The sequence below is a fragment of the Myxococcus sp. CA039A genome (assembly GCF_013336645.1).
Taxonomy (GTDB): domain Bacteria; phylum Myxococcota; class Myxococcia; order Myxococcales; family Myxococcaceae; genus Myxococcus; species Myxococcus llanfairpwllgwyngyllgogerychwyrndrobwllllantysiliogogogochensis.
On record NZ_JABUMQ010000050.1, the window covers coordinates 1 to 17,608 of the forward strand.

Sequence of the window (17,608 nt, forward strand, 5' to 3'; positions counted from 1 at the left end):
ACCCCGCACCCTCGGCTCGCCCGACAGGGCCGATTGTCACGTGGTGGTCGAAGTCGACTCGGACACGGGCGCCGGCATCACCGTGCCCCCGTACTGCGTCGCCGCCAACGTGCCGCACGCCGCCCCAATCTCCTTGCCCCCTGAATACCGCCGCGCCACCGGCGCCTTCAGGATCTGCAAGTAATCACGGAACGCGCTCAGCTCCTCCGCCGTGGGCGGCTCGTACTTCCCCGTCGGGTCCGTCACGTCGATGAGGTCCACCTTGATGGGAATCCCCTCGAAGGCCACCTTCAACGCCTCCGCGTCCTCCCGCTCCAGGTTGAACCCGCGAATCGCCACATAGGCAATCATCGCCCGCTCGCGCCGCACCTGGCTGTACTCGCGAATCGCCTCAATCAACTCCGGCAACGGATGCGTCTTCTCAATCGGAAGCACCTTCATCCGCTTCTCCGGAATCGCGCTCGTCACCGAGAAGGCCAGCCGGTACGGATGCCCCTCCCGCGTGTAGCGCCGAATCGCCGGCACATGCCCCGCCGTGGAGAAGGTGATGGACTGCCCCGAAATCGAGAAGCCCGCCGGATTCGACAGGATGCCCGCCGCTCGCAACGTCTCCTTGTAGTTGAGCAGCGGCTCCCCCATCCCCATGAACACCACACCCCGCACCGGCCGGTCCGCCTCCGCCCTCACCTGAAGCACCTGGTCCAGAATCTCCCAGGTCTGGAGGTTCCGTTTGAAACCCAACTTCCCCGTCATGCAGAAGTCGCACGCCAGCGCGCAGCCCACCTGGCTGGACACGCAGACGACGTACTTCTCATCGAAGATGGGAATCCGGACGGCCTCAATCCGCCCGCCCAGGGGCGAGTCGAAGAGGTACTTCACGAAGCCGTCATCCGCCCGGCGCCGCTCCACCACCTGGAGGCTGGGCATCTCGGCGTGGGCCTTCAGATGGTCGGACACCCGCCGGGGCACCTGCGGCGAGCGCGCCACTTCCTCCACCGAGCCGAGCCCGTGGGCGAAGACGGCGGCGAACACCTTGCGGACCGCGGTGGGGGACGGGGAGAAGGGCGCGAGCGCCTCCGCCAGCTCCGGCAGCGACAGTTGCTTCAGGTTCACGAGGCGGACTTGATTTTGGTGCGAAGGAACTCCGTCAGCTTGGAGCTGACCTCCTTCGGCATCCTCGCCGCCAGCGCGCGCTTGCACAGACTGGGCGTCGCCCGGTACGTGTTCAAGAACTCCTCACAGGGCGAGCACCCCGACAGGTGCTCCTGAAGGTGGCGCGACTCCTCGGGCGACATCTCGCCCTCGAGGTATTCCAGCAGGAGGTTGATTGAGTCTTTACAGGTGTACATCCGAACCTCGGCTGGCTGCGGCACGCCCTCGTCCTCGCTTCGGAAGATGCGGAGCCCCCCAGTTGCGTTTCACGGCCCGCGATTGTCCCGGTTGTAGAAGGCGTCAATGGCCTCCCGGAGCGCGAGACGAGCCCGGTGCAGGCGGCTCTTGATGGCGGGAATGGAATCCCCCGTCACCTCTGCAATCTGTTCGTAACTGAGGCCGTCCACGTCTTTCAAGAGGAAGACCTCACGATACCCCTCAGGCAGCCTGTCCGCCGCTTGTCGGATGGCATGCCCCAGCTCGGCGTCCAGCGCCTTCTCCTCGGCGTCCCGGCTCCAGTCGGACACCGGGTAGTCCGCGAGCGTACCCCGGGGGGTGAATTCCGGCCCCTGGAGCTCCGCCTCGGCGGCCTGCGTCACCCGGCGGTGGCGCAGGCGCATCAGCGCATGGTTGGCCGCTATCCGGTGCACCCACGAGCCGAAGGCCGCATCCCCGCGAAAATCCTTGAGATGTTGGTAGGCCGACAGGAAGGTGTCCTGGGTGATTTCGGCGGCGTCCGCCTCCGAGCGGGTCATCCGCAGGGCGAGACCGTACACCTTGTCCTGGTGGGACTCCACCAGGGCCTCGAAGGCGGACATGTCCCCATCCTGCGCGCGGGCGAGGAGCTGGCGATCATCTTCCGTGGCGACCTCGTCAGGCATGGCGGGGCGCACCCAACCAGCCGGAAGCGCCTTCGTCAAGGCCGGTTACGAGCCCTCGTCGCCGGCCGCTTGCTGACGTGTTGACTGTCCCGGACCCAGAGCCGGAAGGGCTCCTGGGCCCACGCCCCCGCGTAGTCCACGCCGATGCGCGGCCCGCGCTCCACCCGCGCCTCGGCCACGTCCACCCCCGGCAGCAGGTGCAGCCCGGGGGAGGCCAGGTCCATCCGGTTGTGCGTCAAGGTCAACCCCAGGGCCTTGCACAGCTTGCCGGGCCCGTCCGTGCGCGCCCCGACCTCCAGGCCCTCCACCGGCTCCACCGCGCGCACCAGCACCGCCGCCCCCACCCCGGGCGCGTCCGTGACGACGTTGAAGCAGTGGTGCATGCCGTAGATGAGGTACATGTACGCCCGCCCCGGGGGCCCGAACATCACCTCCGTGCGCGGGGTGAGCCCCTTGGCCGCGTGACAGGCCAGGTCGTGTTCACCGATGTACGCCTCCGTCTCCACGATGCGCCCCACCCGACGAAGTCCGGTGGCGTCTCGCACCACGAGGAGGGTCCCGAGCAGCTCCCGCGCCACCACCAGGGCCGGCCGCGCATAGAAGGAAGGGGGCAAGACAGTCACGCTCACCCCAGGATTGTACCGGCCAACAGACGGGTGCGCCGGGGAAGGTGAATCCGTCCTCCAGCGAAAACCCGCCGCGCATTTCCTGTCACGGGACCAGTTCACTCCGGGGCAGGGGTGGTGCAGATTGCGCCGCACCATGTCCACCCCCGGCCGGCTCTCCGGTCTCCTGCTTCCGCTGTTCTCACTCCGCGCCCCGACGGATTTCGGCATCGGCGACTTCGGCGCGCTGGATGGCCTGTTCTCCTGGATGAAGGTCGCGCGCCAGCGTCTCCTGATGCTGCTGCCGCTGCTGCCCACCGCGCCCGGAGACTCCAGCCCCTACGCCACCCGCTCGGCCTTCGGACTCAACCCGCTCTTCATCGACCTGCACGCCCTTCCGGAGTTCATCACCTCCGGCGGCGAGGGCGCGTTCTCCGAGGAGCAGCGCCGGCAGCTGGCCGAGGCCCGCTCCGCGCCCCGCGTCCGCTACGACCTGGTCTTCCCCCTCAAGGACGCCGCCTTCGCGCGCGCCTTCGACACCTTCGAGGAGCAGCACCAGTCCCGCCAGTCCGAGCGCGCCCGCGCCTTCCACCAGTGGCGCGAGGCCCAGGCGGACTGGCTGGAGACCTACGCCCTCTTCACCGCCATCAGCGAGCAGGAGCAGCGCCGCGCGTGGTGGGAGTGGCCGGAGGGCCTGCGCACGCGCCAGCCCGAGGCCCTGCGCGCGAAGGCCACCGAGCTGGAGCGCCGGGTGCGCTACCACGCCTGGCTCCAGTGGGTGGCCGAGCAGCAGTGGGACGCGGCGCGCGCCAGGGCCAAGGCCCAGGACGTGCTCCTGTGCGGCGACGAGCCCTTCATCATCGGCCAGGACAGCGCGGACTGCTGGGCCAACCCCACCATCCTCCGTCGCGACGCGCGGCTGGGCGTACCGCCGGACGACTTCTCCGCCACCGGCCAGGACTGGGGCCTGCCCTACTTCGACTTCGTCGCCATGCAGAAGGACGACTACGCCTGGCTGAAGGCGCGCGCGAAGAAGGCGGCCAGCTACTACGACTTGCGCCGCGTGGACCACGCGGTGGGCTACTTCCGTCAGTGGATTCGCGACGAGAAGACGCCCACCGGACGCTTCACGCCGCCGGACGAGGAGAGCCACAAGCGGCTGGGCCGCAAGCACTTCGAGCTGCTCTCGGAGGGCGCGGGCATCGTCGCCGAGGACCTGGGCGTGATTCCTCCCTTCGTCCGCCACATCCTCGCGGAGCTGAAGCTGCCCGGCTACCGGGTGATGCGCTGGGAGCGAGACGACAGCGTCTACCGCGACCCGCACCAGTTTCCCCCCGTGTCCCTCGTCACGACAGGCACCCATGACACCGACACGATGGCCGAGTGGTGGGAGGGCGCCCGCGACGACGAGCGACAGGCCGCGGCACGCGCCTGGCCGGAGCTCAAGGGCGTGACGGTGACGCGCGAGTTCACCCCGGAGGTACACCGGGGCCTGCTGGCCTCGGCGCTCAACGCGAGCAGTGACTTGTGCGTGCTGCCCTGGCAGGACGTGCTCGGCACCCGGGACCGCATCAACCTGCCGGGCTCCATGAGCGACTCGAACTGGGCGTACCGCATCACCCAGGACGTGGGCGCGCTGATGTCGGATTCGACCACGCGGGAAGCGGCCGAGAAGCTGGCCTGGCTCACCGCGTCCGCCCGGCGCTGAACGCCGGACTCCGCTCGCCCGGGGCTGTCCTCCCGGGCGTGGCTCCACTCAACTCGCGCCGCTTACTTGATGCACTTCACCTGACCGGGGAAGCCATCGAAGATGGCGCAGCGGCGGTTGGTGTTGGCGCACTCCAGCCGTTCGCACACGTCCTCGGTGATGCAGATGGGCGGCGAGCGACCGAATTCCAGGAAGACCTCTGCGCAGAACTCGTTGAGCTGGTCGCAGCCGAACGAGCCGCAGTACTCGGCGTCGGCGAGGCTCTCGCCCTCCTTCACGCGCACGACCTCGTCGTCATCCACGCCGCAGGCGGTGGCGAGCGCCGACACCACGCAGAACACCAAGACTCTGATTCGCCGGGACAGGAGCATGGCCCCCAATCTGGCGCACCTTGGCGCGGCTTGCACGTCTCCGTGTGTATCCAGCAAGGACCAGCCGACAGGAACCGCCGACGAGACGTTGGAATGCGACAAAGGGATGGGGGCGTCCGACAGGAGACGCGTCAGGCGCTTGCCTTCCGGGTATGAACAGTCCGTGGCCGTTGACCTGCTCCGACTCCTTCGCCTCGCCACTGTCGCCGCGCTCCTGAGCGTCGCGGCGTGCGCCACCACGTCCACCCCGCCCCCGGGGCCCAAGGTCTCCCGGCTGGAAATCGAGGGCACGAAGCAGGTGAAACAGGGGGACATCAAGGACCGCATCCTCACCTCGGAGACCCCGTGGTGGGCGTTCTGGCCCTTCGGCAGCCCTCACTACTTCGACCCCAATGCGTGGCAGGCGGACCTGCGCCGCATCGAGCGCTACTACCAGGCCCAGGGCTTCTACCAGGCGGAGGTGGTGGACAGCGCGGTGAAGCCCAAGGGCAAGAACGAGGTGGAGCTGCAGGTGCAGGTGAGCGAGGGCGAGCCCACGCGCATCAGCGAAATCCAGGTGGAGGGCCTCCAGACACTGCCGGAGGAGCACCGCAAGGAACACCACGAGCGGGTGAAGTCCGAGCTGCCCCTCAAGGAGGGCGACATCTTCCGCGAGGCGCCCTGGGAGGAGGCCAAGGCCCGGGTCCAGGAGCAGCTGCGCGAGCTGGGGTACGCGGAAGCCGAGGTGTCGGGCGAGGTGCAGGTGGACGTGGACACCCGGAAGGCCCGGGTGCGGTTGGACGTGAAGCCGGGGCTGCGCTACCGCTTCGGCAACACGTTCGTCGCGACAGACGCCAATCCCCAGGTGCCGCCGCGCCGCATCATCGAGCAGGTGCAGGGCTCGCTGAAGAAGGGGGACTGGTACAGCGAGACGGCGCTGGCGGAGGCCCAGGCCCGCGTGTTCCGCATGGGCGTGTTCGGCGCGGTGAAGGTGAACCGCGGGGCGCCAGACCGGGAGTCAGCCACGGTGCCCGTCGTGGTGGACGTGCGCGAGGCGCCATTCCGCTCGGTGCGACTGGGCGGCGGCATCGGCGTGGACGCGGCCCGCCAGGAAGCGCGCGTGCTGGGGGAATGGACCAACCGCAACTTCCTGGGCGGTCTGCGCCGCGTCACCGTGCGAGGCCGCGCCGGCTACGCGTTCATCCCCCACGTCCTGTCGCCGTCGAAGCAGGGCCCCGTCTTCGAGATAACGGGAGAGTACGAGCAGCCGCGGTTCCTCTTCCGGGATTTGCGCCAGCAGACGTCCCTGACGCTGGAGAAGGGCCTGGAGCAGGCCTACGACTTCTATGGCGGCAGGTTGCAGACGGGCGTCATCTGGCAGCCGCACCGCAACTTCTCCGTCTTCCCCTCCTACAACCTCCAAATCTATCGGCTGTCGGGTCGGGTGAGCGCGGACTCGCGCGTGCCGCCCGTCGTGCTGGGCTGCGGCGAGGACACCATCCAGTGTGACGTGGCGCTGAGCTTCCTGGAGGTGGCCTTCGCGTGGGACCGGCGGGATGACCCGGTGGAGCCTCGGGATGGCTACTACCTGAGCCTGTCCGTGCAGAAGGGCGGCAGCATCTTCTTCGGCGACTTCAACTACATCCGCCTGCTGCCGGACCTGCGCTTCTACCACTCGTTCGACGAGGACAAGCGCGTGGTGCTGGCGGCGAAGCTGCGGATGGGCACGCTCAACCCCGCGGGTGGCTCACAGAGCTCCATCGTCACGCGCTTCTTCTCCGGTGGCGCCACCTCCATGCGCGGCTTCAACGGCCAGCGCCTGTCGCCCCTGGCGGCGCTGGCCAAGGAGGAGGACACCAACGGGGACGGGGTGCCGGAGACGACGCAGACGGAGGAGTGGGAGACGGTGCCGGTGGGAGGCAACAGCCTCTTCGAGACGACGGTGGAGCTGCGCTACCAGATTTCCACCAGCATCGTGCTCGCGGCCTTCTGGGACACGGGGCTGGTGGGCGTGGAGGGCTTCGACTCGCGCGACTCGCCGCGACTGTTCGGTCCCGACCACTACCACGCGGTGGGCGTGGGCCTGCGCTACCTCACGGTGGTGGGGCCGGTGCGCCTGGACATCGCGCGCCGACTGAATCTGGGCCAGGGATTGCCCGTCGCCACCCCGGGGTACATCTATCCGACGTCTGGAGGCTGCTTCGGCATTGGCAGCAAGTGGAAGCCCGACGGCCCCACGTCTCGCGGGGCCACCTTCGCGGGAGCGCCTGACGGTCAGTGCGCGCTGCACCTGTCGATTGGAGAGGCGTTTTGAGAGGGCGACGCTGGGCACGACGACTGCTGTGGGGCCTGCTCGGCGTCGTGTGCCTGGGAGTGGTCGCCGTGCTGGGCGTGCTCCTCTGGGCGACGTCGTCTCCGGGTGAGGGCTGGCTCATCCGCAAGGGCCTCCATCTGGCCAATGAGCAGTTCTCCGGGCGGCTGGAAGTCGGCGGGCTGGACCTGGCACCACCGGGCGCCGTCCTCACGGGCGTGAAGCTGTATGACCCGGAGGGTGAGCTGGTGGCGGAAATCGCGCGCGTCGAGGCGCGCGTGCGCCTGGGCGGCCTCATCCACCAGCAGGTGGACCTCACGGACGTGCGCGTGGAGAAGCCGCGCCTCTATCTGGCCCAGGACGAGCGCGGGTTGAACCTCGCCCGGGCCATCGCGCCTCGCGTGCCCAAGCCCGAGGAGCCGCCCTCTCCGCGCGGCAAGCTGCGGGTGGAGCTGCACGAGTTGGAGCTCGAGGACGGCTACGTCGACTTCAGGCAGGAGCTGGAAGAAGGCGGCGAGCGACACGTGCGCCTGGAAGACTTCGACGCGAAGGCGTCCGGCCACTACGCGGCGGCGACGCAGGGCTTCGGCGCGACGCTGGAGTCCACCGGCGCGCTCGCGTTGCCCACCAAGGGGCCCCTGCGGCTGGCCTTGAAGGGCGGCGGCGAGGAGGGCGCGCTGAACGCCGACGTGGACCTGGACCTCGCGGGGCTGCTGTTGGACGCGAGCGCCACGGCGCGACTTCCTCCCGAGACTCCGCCCGGCCAACCCCCGGGCACCCTGAAGGCGGACGTGGACGTGCGGCGCCTCACCGTGCCGCCGGAGCTGACGCGCGGCGTGCTGCCCACCTGGCCGCTGCTGGTGCCGGTGAACCTGGCGGGCAAGGCGGGCATCGACGGCGACCTGACGCAGGTGGACCTCCAGGGGACGGCCGCGGACGCGAAGCTGGACGTGAAGGGCGACCTGGACCTGGAGCGGATGCGCTCCACCGGCGTCTCCGTGAAGGCGCGCGACGTGGACCTGTCCGCGCTGGTGAAGGAAGGGCCGAAGACGAGCCTCTCCGCGGACCTGACCGCGAAGGGCGGCGGCACCAGCCTGGAGACCCTCGACGGCGAGGTGGACCTCACCGTGTCGCCCTCGCGCTTCCGGGGTCAGCCGCTGGGGCCCGTGGAGCTGCATGCCCGCGCGAAGGACGGCCGTTACACGCTGTCGCGCCTGCTGGTGCTGGTGCCGGGCGCGTCGCTCCAGGCCAAGGGCGAAGGCACCACCGGGGCGATTCGCGTGGACGGCGGCCTGACGGCGGGCAACCTCGCAATGCTGTCCGACGCGCTGACCCGGCTGCTGCCTGGCACCGTGCCTCCGCTGTCTGGCAGCGGCACGCTGGAGTTCCGCGTGGAAGGGCCCGTGCGCGCTCCGGGCGTCGTCGCCCACGGCAACTTCACCTCGCTCTCCTATGGGGACTTCGCGGTGAGGAACCTCACGCTCCAGGCCGAGGTGCCGGACATCACCCGCCCCCTCACCACGGACGCCACGCTGGTGATGGGTGAGCTGCGCTCGGGCGAGCGCTCCTTCCAGGACGTGTCCGCCACCATCACCACGCACGAGCGTCACCTGGAGGTCAGCGTGAAGGCCCTGGGGGGCGCGACGCTCGGCCTGGCGCTGAACGGGCTGGTGGACGAGGACAACCAGGGCCTGGAAGTCCAGGCGCTGGTGCTCTCGTGGCCGGAGGCCACCTGGAAGCTCCAGGCCCCCACGCACGTGGGCTTCGGCGGCGGACGCATGGAGGTGGAGCCCGCGCTGAAGCTCGCGTCGGGGGCGCAGTCGCTGGCGGTGCGCGGCTCGCTCGCCAACGAGCAAGTGACGGCGCGCGTGGACCTGGAGGCGGTGGACCTCACGCTGCTACCCCGTATCGTCATCCCGGAGTCGCTGGGCCTGGGCGGCACGGTGTCGGGCTTCGTCACCGCGAAGGGCAGGTTGCCCCGGCCGGACGCGGAGACGAAGCTGCGCTGGCAGGACGGACGGGTGAGCGGCTACGAGAACCTCCAGGTGGCGCTCGATGGGCGCTACGTGAAGGACCGCGCCACGGGCACGCTGTCGGCGGGGTTGCCGGTGGCGAAGGTCGTCGCGGACTTCGACGTGCCAGTGCAGGGCGTGCTGAAGCGGCGCAAGGACGCGCTCTCCCTCAAGGTCGACCTGGACGACCTGGACCTCGCCGGGGTGATGAAGCTCCTCGGACGCACGGAGCCGGTGAGCGGCATGGTGGCCGGAGAGCTGCGCATCGACGGCACCGCGCGCGAGCCCCGGCTGGACTTCGTGCTGCGCGGCCAGAAGCTGAACTACGCCGCGCCGCCTCCGGGCTTCGCGCTGAAGCAGCCGCTGGACTTCGAGCTGCGCGCGGCATCGGACCGCGAGGACGCCACCCTGGATGCACGCCTGGACGTGCGGGGGCTGGGAACCCAGACGTACGTGGTGCTGCACACGCCCTTCACCCTGGGCGGGATGCTGGCGCGTCCCCCCAAGGCGGACGACCTCCTCTCGGCCTCGGTGGACCTGGAGGCCCGCGTCGCGGACCTGTCCCTGGCGCAGTTCGAGGGCGTCAATGGTCTGCAGAAGCCCGCGGGCACTGTGTCCGCGCAGCTCTTCCTCTCCGGCTCCGCGCTGGTGCCGCAGGCCCGTCTGAGCGTGAAGGCCGTGGGCCTCACCGCGTACGGCCTGCCTCCGGTGAACGGACAGCTCGGCGTGGTGGGCGATGACCAGGACGTGAAGGTGACGCTGGCGGCGCAGCGGGACGAGGGGCCGCTGGCGCAGCTCGACGTGACGCTGGACGCTCCGTTGGGCGCGCTCCAGGACCAGGAGGTCTACGGACACATTCCCTTCCAGCTCAAGGGCCGCCTGGGGCCGGTGGCCCTCCAGCACCTGCCCGGCGTGGCGAAGGCCCGCGCGACAGGCGCCGCCGCGCAGAAGGCGAGCGCCGCGTCCAAGGGCATCCAGGGCGAGCTGTCAGTGGAGCTGGCCGCGCGCGGCACGCTGGACACGCCTCGAATGGAGCTCACCGCCGGCGTGCAGAAGCTGGGCATGGGCGAGCTGGCCTTGGGACAGGCGCGCCTGCACTACGGCTACCAGAACGCGCGCTCCGCCTTCGACGTGCTCCTCACCGCGCCGGCGGGCGGCACCTTGATGGTGGAAGGAGGCGTGGAGCTGGACGTGTCCCTGCCCGCGATTCAGCGCGGCCTCGACACCTCCCGCGCGCCGCTGGACGTGACGCTCAAGGCGCGCGACTTCGATCCCTCCTTCCTTTCCGGCGCGGTGGAGATGCTGCGCAGCGTGGGCGGGCTGATTCAGGCGGACGCGAAGCTGGCGGGCACTCCCGCCGTGCCCACGTTCCAGGGTTCGCTTTCATGGAAGGACGGCAAGCTCGGGCTGATGGGCCTGGGCGAGTACCGCGAAATCCAGCTCGCGCTGGAAGCCAGTCGCGAGGCGCTGGCCATCAACACGCTGTCCGCCAAGGCCGGAGGCGGCACGCTGTGGCTCGACGCGCCGCTGACGGCCACGCGCACCCAGAATGGCGAGTACGAGCTGAACAGCCCCGCGGGGAAGCCCTACCCGCTGATGGCTCGCGACTTCCCCATCGTCTTCGACGACCAGCTCATCGCCGTGCTGAGCATGCGCGCGAAGGTGGAGGGCACGCTGTCCGAGCGGCTCGTCAACCTGCGCAACGTCTCCATCCCCGAGGCCACCATCGAGCTGCCGGAAGTCAAACGCAAGGACCTCCAGGACCTGGAGCGTCCCAGTGACGTGGTGCTGGTGCGCAACGGCACGCCCATTGAGCGGCGCAAGCGCAGGCAACAGCAGCAGCCCTCACCGGGCGCGCCCGAGACGAACCAGCAGCCCTCCACCGAGCCTCCTCCCGTGGCCGACTCCGCGGAGGACCTGGAGTCGGGCGAGACGCCACCCGGGCGCGCGTACTGGGTGAACGTGAATGCGCCGCGCAACATCTGGGTGAAGGGCTCTGACGTCAACGTGGAGCTGGGGCTGTCGGAGGACTTCCGCGTCGAATACACCGACGTGGCGCGCCTCTTCGGACAGGTGCGCGTGCTGCGCGGACGGGTGGACGTGCTGGGCCGGCGCTTCGACGTGCAGCGCGACAGCATCGTGAGCTTCACCGGGCCGCCCACCGTCCCGTACATCAACGTCACCGCCGAGCACCGCAACGACAGCGCCAACATCACGGTGTTCGTCACCATTCGAGGCCAGGGCCGGGACATCACCCTGAAGCCCACCAGCGAGCCGCCGCTGCCCGAGTCCGAAATCTACACGCTGCTCGCCACCGGCCGCCGCACGCTGGAGCGCGGCTCCGGCGCGTCGATGACGGCCAGCGCCCAGGCCGCTTCCGTGGTGGGCTCGCTCGTCGCCAACGAGGCGCGCAAGGCCCTGGCCGCGAAGCTGCCGCTGGACGTGATTTCGATTGAAGCCGGCGGCGCGGGCATCGCCGGCACCAAGCTGGAGGTGGGCACCTACGTCACCGACAAAATCTACGTCGGCTACACCGGACGCGTGGGCGCCAACATCCAGCAGGGAGAGAACTCCAACGCGGTCCGGTTCGAATACCAGTTCGGACCGCGCTGGAGTCTGGAGGGCCAGTACGGCGATGCGCGCTCGGGTGGCCTGGACCTCATCTGGACCAACGAGTACTGACGCCGCGGACTTACAGCCAGTACATCTCGAAGCACGCGCCCACGGGGCCCGCGCCGCTGTTGGGCGCCATGGGCGAGCTCACCCACGCGCCGCCCACGCCGCACTGGCTCCACTGCTGGTCAGACGAGGACTGCACGCACGTGCGCGCGGGCACGCTGCGGCCCAGCGTGGCGGAGGAGCACCACGGCCACGACTGGGTGCAGTTGGTGGGCTTCGTCGTGGTGCCCGCGGTGAAGACGCCGGACACGCACTGCCGCCACACCGCGTCCGACGAGCTCTGCACGCAGCCCAGGTTCGGCACCGTCGTGCCCGCCGTCTCCGACACGCAGCCCGACGTCGTCGGCGCGTCCCAGTTGAAGCCGCCGTCCGCGTACCGGTGGTAGATGACCGCCACCAGCGACGAGCCGCCCACCGTGGTGCGGCCACACTGCGTCGCGTACGCGCCCACCCAGGGCGTGTACGTGTACAGCGCCGCGGTGGCCTTGTTGGTCGGCTTGATGGAGCACGGGTCCAACGACGCCTTCGTCGTCCCCACCTTCCAGCCAGACACGGTGGTCCGCCCCGCATCCAGGTCCGTGAAGTAGCCGCGCAGCTTCTTCGCCGAACACTCAATCTGCTTGCCGAAGCCCGTGTATTGCGCGTCACACCCGCTGCTGTCCGGACAGCCACAGCCGGTGGCCTTGGCCAGGTTGGTGGAGGTGCCGCTCTGCACCAGGCTCGACTCCACCTGGATGCGCGCCAGCATGTACAGCGGGCTGATGTTGTACGCCTTGGAGCGCTCGACGATGAGCGCCGCCGCCGTCTTGTTGCTGAAGGCCGGGTCCTTGTACGTCGCCAGATACGAGCCCTGCTGCGTCAGGAACGCCTGCACCTGCTCGGTGGTAATCCACTGATGCCCCAACAGATGCGTGTCCTCCAGGAGCCGGTGCATGTCGTACTTCACCGTGGCCCGCTGGAGCACCTGCCCGGTCAGCTCGTCGATGACCTCGCCTTCTTCGTCATCGATGACGGGACCACAGCCAACCGCCAGCAACGCGGGCACCACCAGCCACCACAGTCGCGTCTTCATCACGGCCTCGAGGGGATGTGCCGCGCCCGCGAGGAAGCCCAGACCACCCGGCGGGCTCGGCAGGGGGGAACCCTGACGTGTAGTCGGCGCGAATACCGAGTTTCAAGAATTTCTTGAATTGAAAGATTAACAGATTGTTATCGCGAGGCTGGATGTCGGGCGAGGAAGCAGTCAGGACGGCCCCCTGTCCCGGAGTCCCAGGCCCTTGAGCCGTGCAGGGCGTGGCGAGGTAGCGTGACTGTCGTCATGCGCATGCACACTTCGACGTGGCTGAAGCGACTCGCTCCGCTCACCCTCTGCCTGCTGATGCTGGGAGGCTGCTCCGACTCGGGCACGGACGGCACCAACACCCCAGACGGCGGCAATGGCATACCGGACGGTGGCGGCGGGACGCCAGACGGTGGCCCGGTCGGCACCGGGTGCATGGGCGAGACGTTCCTCGCGTCCCTGGGGAAGAACCGGCTGCTCGTCGGCGCGCAGATGGAGCCTGGCACGGCGGCGGGCGCGCCCTTCGACGTGCACTACCTGTACGTCGCCAGCGGGCTGGTCGACTCGACGAACGTGTGCACGTCCTGCACGACGGGCTGCACCACGTCCGGCACCTCCTGCGCGGGCGCGGCATGCGCGTGGTGGGGCTGCTGGCAGGACGTGTCGGATCCGCCAGGTGCCTACGTGCGCGGCCACGTGTCCGGGGCGAAGGGGCGCCAGCAGCTTCCCTTCATCACCTACTACCAGCAGCTCCTGGGCGGAGTCGGGCCCGCGGGCGAGGGAGAGCAGCAGCTCCAGGCGCTCAACGACGTGGCCATCATGCGGCGCTACTTCGCGGACTATCGCTTCACGTTGCAGCAGGTGGGCAGCGAGCCCGCGCTGCTGCACCTCGAGCCGGACCTCTGGGGCTATCTCCAGTTCTTCTCCAATGGAGACCCGGCCACGGTGCCCGCGCAGGTGGCGAGCGCCAACGCCACGGACTGCTCGGGGATGGCGAACAACGCCGTGGGCGTGAGCCGGTGCATGATTGCAATGGCTCGCAAGTACGCGCCCAACGCGAAGGTGAGCCTGCACGCCAGCCCCTGGTCGACGCGCACGGACGTGTACCTCAACACCAACGCGTCCTTCGACATCGCCGGTGAAGCGCGCAAGGTGGCCGACTTCCTGTTGAAGCTCGGCGCGGCGGACACGGACTTCATCGTCGTGGAGGCGTCGGACCGTGACGCGGGCTTCTACGACAGCATCGGCGAGGACACGTGGTGGGACGCGAACAACACCACCCTGCCCCACTTCCGTCAGGCGTTCACCTGGGCGAGCGCCATCTCCGAGCGACTCAACAAACCGAACTTCTGGTGGCAGCTCCCGGTGGGCAACATGAACCTGCCGAACACCAACGAGCGGTGGAAGGACAACCGCGTGGACTACTTCTTCTCGCACACGTCGGAGCTCGCCGCCGCGCACTCGGTCGGCTTCTCCTTCGGCGCGGGCGAAGGCCGGCAGACCTCGCCGGAGACCGACAATGGCAACCTGTCCAGCCGCGTGAGCGCCTACAAGCGCGCCGGCGGCCAAGCGCCCTGCACGCCGTAGCGAAGCGTCCGTGTCGCAGGTGTCCTCCGAGGGTTCTTCTCGGAGGCACCGACGCGCGGCTCAGAACAGGCGCGAGTAGGTGGGTTTCGCTTCGGGACGCGGCGCCCACCGCTGACCGTCTCGCGGAAGCCACAGCACGTGGAAGCGCCCCGCGCTGCCCTCATACCGCACGGTGTGCTCGCCTCGCGACAGGGGGAACTCCGCCTCCGTCACGCGGGCCCCATCGACGAACAGCGCGCCCGACTCCAGCATGGACGCGGGCTCGACGAAGTAGCGCCCGTCACGCACCGCCAGGAAGCGACCCTCCAGCGCGCTCCCAGGGGACACGTCGTACCGCTGCCCCCATAGGAACAGGTCTCCGTCGTAGGGCTGGTAATACGTATCGAGGAAACCTCGCAGCGATGGCGGCAATCCCGACGTCCGCAGGTCATCCACGCGCAGCACGCAGCCGCGCTCCACCAAGGCCCGGGGCACCTCGCGCGCCAGCACGTCCGGGATGGAGCCCCGCAGATAGGCATCCGTGTAGAAATAGAAGTGGGCGTGTGGCCGGCTCACGTAGCCTCCCGAGTTGTCGTAGACGACGTCCTCGGGCCCGGTGAGCGTGGCGATGCGCGCGAGCACGTCTCGCTGTCTGGCATTGCCCCCGCCATCCACGAGGGCCTCCATCCTCCAGAGTTGAAGACAGAGCAACACCCCGAGCGCCAGGGCCGCGACGACTCGCGCCGGGGGCGTACTCCACCCGCTGAAGATTGCCACCGTGCCTCGCGCCATGAACGGCGCGAGCGCTCCCAGGAAGGGCAGCAGGCTGTACGGAAACGGCGCGCGCTGGAGCGCATACGAGCCAAACGTCGCCAGCACCGCGAGCAGCAACGGCAGGTCCGCGCTCGCCCAGCGCTCCACGCCCGCACGCCACCACGCGCGCACGGTGACGAGGAACCCCAGCACCGCCAACGCGAAGAGCCAGGGCTGCTCGCGAACCATGGGCAGCAGATAGTCCCGCCACGAGAAGCCGGGGTAGTGCCGCTGATGCTCCGCGGCCCACGCGAAGCACCACTGCCACCAGGCGCCCCACGAGCCCGTCACCGTCAGATACGACGCCACCGCCGCGAGCCCCACCCCCGCGCCCGCGAGAAACGCGCCGGGCCACGCCACGAGCGCCGGTCCCCTGCCCCGCCGCCAGACGATATCCACCGCGAGCGCCGCCCCCACCACGCCGCCGTGAAACAACACCTTCTGCGAGGACCAGAGCGCGGCGGAGAACAACACCCCCGCCGCGAAGCCGAGCCCCCGGGTGCCCGGCCTCACCGACAACGCGGCGAGCCCTCCCAGGAACAAGGCACAGGCCAATGCGTCCGGACGAATCTCCACCGCGAAGCGCGTGAAAGGCGTCAGCGCCAACAACAACACCGGAGCCAGCCACATCGACACGCGGCCCTCGCGTCGATTGAGCACGGCCACCGAGACACACGCACCCGCCAGCGGAACGAGCATCGCCAGACGCAGCGCGAGCACACCCCGAGGCGCATCCCCCACGAGCCAGAACAGCGGCGCCAGCCCTTGATAGACAAGCGGGAAGTGGACCTCGAAGAAGTCCCGGTAGGGCACCTGCCCTTTCGACACGAGCCAGGCCGCGTGTGCGTACTGGAACTCGTCGATGCTGAAGCCCTTGTGCAACGCCAGGCGCGCGGCCTGGAGGGCAAGTGCGAGGAGCGCCAGCGTGAGTCCCAGGCGCCCCCAACGTGCAGACGTCATTGGCGCCTCATACCTCGAAAGAGCCATTCCCAGATTCTGGTAGGGGGGAATTTTTTTGACCCAGTTGTGGCACCCACTCTTTCCGTGTATCTCTTCTTTACCCTGTGAGCTTCATAGGGAGCGGGCCGCCCTCCTCATCGTGATGACACCTCCAGGTCGGGGGCGGCCCGTGCCACATCCGTAGAGGGGGAATCACCGAAATGACTCAGACCCATCCGTGGGGCGCCTGGCGCTCCGCGATTGCTCGCTCATGTCGTAATGCTGGCGGCGCCGCGCTGTTGGTATTGGGAGTGGCCGCGCCGGGGAGCGCCCTGGCCACCCTGAACCTGCCGGGCATGAACCTCAATGCGTATTGCGCCTGGCAGTACGGCGCAGGCGCGTTCTCCACGCTGACGCAGCAGAATGCCTTTGGCTGGTCTTGCTACAAGAATGGGCAGTACCTGTCCATGGACCTCACCCAGGCCTGTCTGACGCAGCACCCGAACTCCAACATCTATCAGGCCGCCTACCAGACCTTCAGCGACCCCTATTCCTGGTACTGCCAACGCCGGGGGACGTACACCTCACAGCCGGGCGCCCAGCACACGCTCTACATCTGGAAGGGCCAGAAGGTCACGCTGCACACCCCCGATGTGACGACCTGCACGGTGTCGCAGATCAAGCTCGTGGTCGACGGGCTGGACAATGGCTACACCTTCTACCAGGACATGACCGGCCGGACGCCTGGCTCGGGCCGCAACTACCAGGGCACGGACAGCCTCGCCATCCTCCCCTCGGGCGTCGCGACGGGCTGTGGGAGCGCTTCCGACCCTGCCTGCGGTGACCTCGGCACGCATGGCATCGAGTTCAAGTTCGACCTGTTCCAGCTGAACATCTGCACCGATGCCGCCGCGGGCAAGCACAACCAGGTCGGCTTCTACGAGCTGGGTCGCAACTTCTGGTTCTACGGGCCCCAGCTCGCGTCCAACAATGGCAACTACGGCCACGCCATGGTGACCGGCTACGCGGTGCTGAATCGCTTTCTGGCCATGGAGTACTACGGGCTGCCCGTGTCCTCCAGCCACACCACCCTCTACACCAACGTCAAGAACCTGATGACCGCGTACCAGGCCGACGTGGCCTGCGGCACGGCGGGCGCCACCAGCACGCCCATCAGCCCGGGGAGCACCCGCTGCTTCAAGCATGACTGGGCCAACACGCTGCTGGTGAGGCAGGGCATCGGAGGGTTCGACACCACGGACCTGTTCGCGTCCTTCGTGCTGAAGCTCAAGAGCGTCCACAACTGGAGCTTCATCTTCCAGCTCTGGCGCAAGGTCGAGCAGCTGGGCAGCGTGACGAGCCCGTACTCGTCCGCGGACAACTTCGTGCTCGCGGCCAGCCGCGCCGCGAACGTCAACCTGTCCGACGTGTTCCAGTACACGTGGCGGTGGCCGGTGAGTTCCTCCATCCGCATCACGCTCCAGAACGAGCTGGGCAACCCGGTGAGCGGCACGCCGTACCTCTAGCCGCCA

General features: G+C 68.9%; 12 protein-coding genes. 5 read left to right on the forward strand and 7 right to left on the reverse strand.

Annotation, left to right across the window (positions count from 1 at the left end; all coding sequences use genetic code 11):
- Positions 1 to 36 precede the first annotated feature (36 nt).
- The 4 genes from HR086_RS11115 to HR086_RS11130 form a co-directional block, all read right to left on the reverse strand.
- The gene (locus HR086_RS11115) at positions 37 to 1,113 is read right to left on the reverse strand and encodes a radical SAM protein (protein WP_174454321.1); all 1,077 of its coding nucleotides are present in this window, start codon (positions 1,111 to 1,113) and stop codon (positions 37 to 39) included.
- Positions 1,110 to 1,349 (reverse strand): anti-sigma factor, encoded by a 240-nt coding sequence (locus HR086_RS11120; RefSeq protein ID WP_141640579.1) that lies wholly within the window; start codon positions 1,347 to 1,349, stop codon positions 1,110 to 1,112. Before HR086_RS11120 ends, HR086_RS11115 begins: the two co-directional genes overlap by 4 nt.
- 69 nt (positions 1,350 to 1,418) lie before the next feature.
- Positions 1,419 to 2,033: an RNA polymerase sigma factor gene (locus HR086_RS11125; RefSeq protein WP_141640553.1), complete on the reverse strand. Its 615-nt coding sequence runs from the start codon at positions 2,031 to 2,033 to the stop codon at positions 1,419 to 1,421.
- A 35-nt stretch (positions 2,034 to 2,068) separates the two neighbouring features.
- Positions 2,069 to 2,656 (reverse strand): DNA-3-methyladenine glycosylase, encoded by a 588-nt coding sequence (locus HR086_RS11130; protein ID WP_174454320.1) that lies wholly within the window; start codon positions 2,654 to 2,656, stop codon positions 2,069 to 2,071.
- Positions 2,657 to 2,795: 139 nt separating this feature from the next.
- On the opposite strand from HR086_RS11130, the gene HR086_RS11135 reads away from it, so the two are divergent.
- The gene (locus tag HR086_RS11135; RefSeq protein WP_141640551.1) at positions 2,796 to 4,346 is read left to right on the forward strand and encodes a 4-alpha-glucanotransferase; all 1,551 of its coding nucleotides are present in this window, start codon (positions 2,796 to 2,798) and stop codon (positions 4,344 to 4,346) included.
- A gap of 62 nt (positions 4,347 to 4,408) precedes the next feature.
- Here the strand turns inward: HR086_RS11135 and HR086_RS11140 are convergent, their stop codons facing one another.
- The gene (locus HR086_RS11140; protein WP_246136932.1) at positions 4,409 to 4,678 is read right to left on the reverse strand and encodes a hypothetical protein; all 270 of its coding nucleotides are present in this window, start codon (positions 4,676 to 4,678) and stop codon (positions 4,409 to 4,411) included.
- A gap of 202 nt (positions 4,679 to 4,880) precedes the next feature.
- Here HR086_RS11140 and HR086_RS11145 point away from each other — a divergent pair, with 202 nt between their 5' ends.
- The gene (locus tag HR086_RS11145; protein ID WP_371817218.1) at positions 4,881 to 7,010 is read left to right on the forward strand and encodes an outer membrane protein assembly factor; all 2,130 of its coding nucleotides are present in this window, start codon (positions 4,881 to 4,883) and stop codon (positions 7,008 to 7,010) included.
- A complete protein-coding gene (locus tag HR086_RS11150) occupies positions 7,007 to 11,701 on the forward strand; it encodes a translocation/assembly module TamB domain-containing protein (RefSeq protein ID WP_174454318.1) in 4,695 nt (1,564 codons plus the stop codon). The genes HR086_RS11145 and HR086_RS11150 overlap by 4 nt, the downstream gene beginning before the upstream one ends.
- A 10-nt stretch (positions 11,702 to 11,711) precedes the next feature.
- On the opposite strand, the gene HR086_RS11155 is transcribed toward HR086_RS11150, so the two are convergent.
- The gene (locus tag HR086_RS11155; protein WP_174454317.1) at positions 11,712 to 12,770 is read right to left on the reverse strand and encodes a hypothetical protein; all 1,059 of its coding nucleotides are present in this window, start codon (positions 12,768 to 12,770) and stop codon (positions 11,712 to 11,714) included.
- Between the two features lie 246 nt (positions 12,771 to 13,016).
- Between HR086_RS11155 and HR086_RS11160 the strand changes: the two genes are divergently transcribed.
- Positions 13,017 to 14,345: a hypothetical protein gene (locus tag HR086_RS11160; protein ID WP_174454316.1), complete on the forward strand. Its 1,329-nt coding sequence runs from the start codon at positions 13,017 to 13,019 to the stop codon at positions 14,343 to 14,345.
- A gap of 60 nt (positions 14,346 to 14,405) precedes the next feature.
- On the opposite strand, the gene HR086_RS11165 is transcribed toward HR086_RS11160, so the two are convergent.
- Entirely contained in the window at positions 14,406 to 16,097 is a 1,692-nt protein-coding gene (locus HR086_RS11165; RefSeq protein ID WP_174465592.1) for a hypothetical protein, read from the reverse strand.
- Between the two features lie 200 nt (positions 16,098 to 16,297).
- Between HR086_RS11165 and HR086_RS11170 the strand changes: the two genes are divergently transcribed.
- Entirely contained in the window at positions 16,298 to 17,602 is a 1,305-nt protein-coding gene (locus tag HR086_RS11170; RefSeq protein WP_254623598.1) for a calcium-binding protein, read from the forward strand.
- Positions 17,603 to 17,608 lie beyond the last annotated feature (6 nt).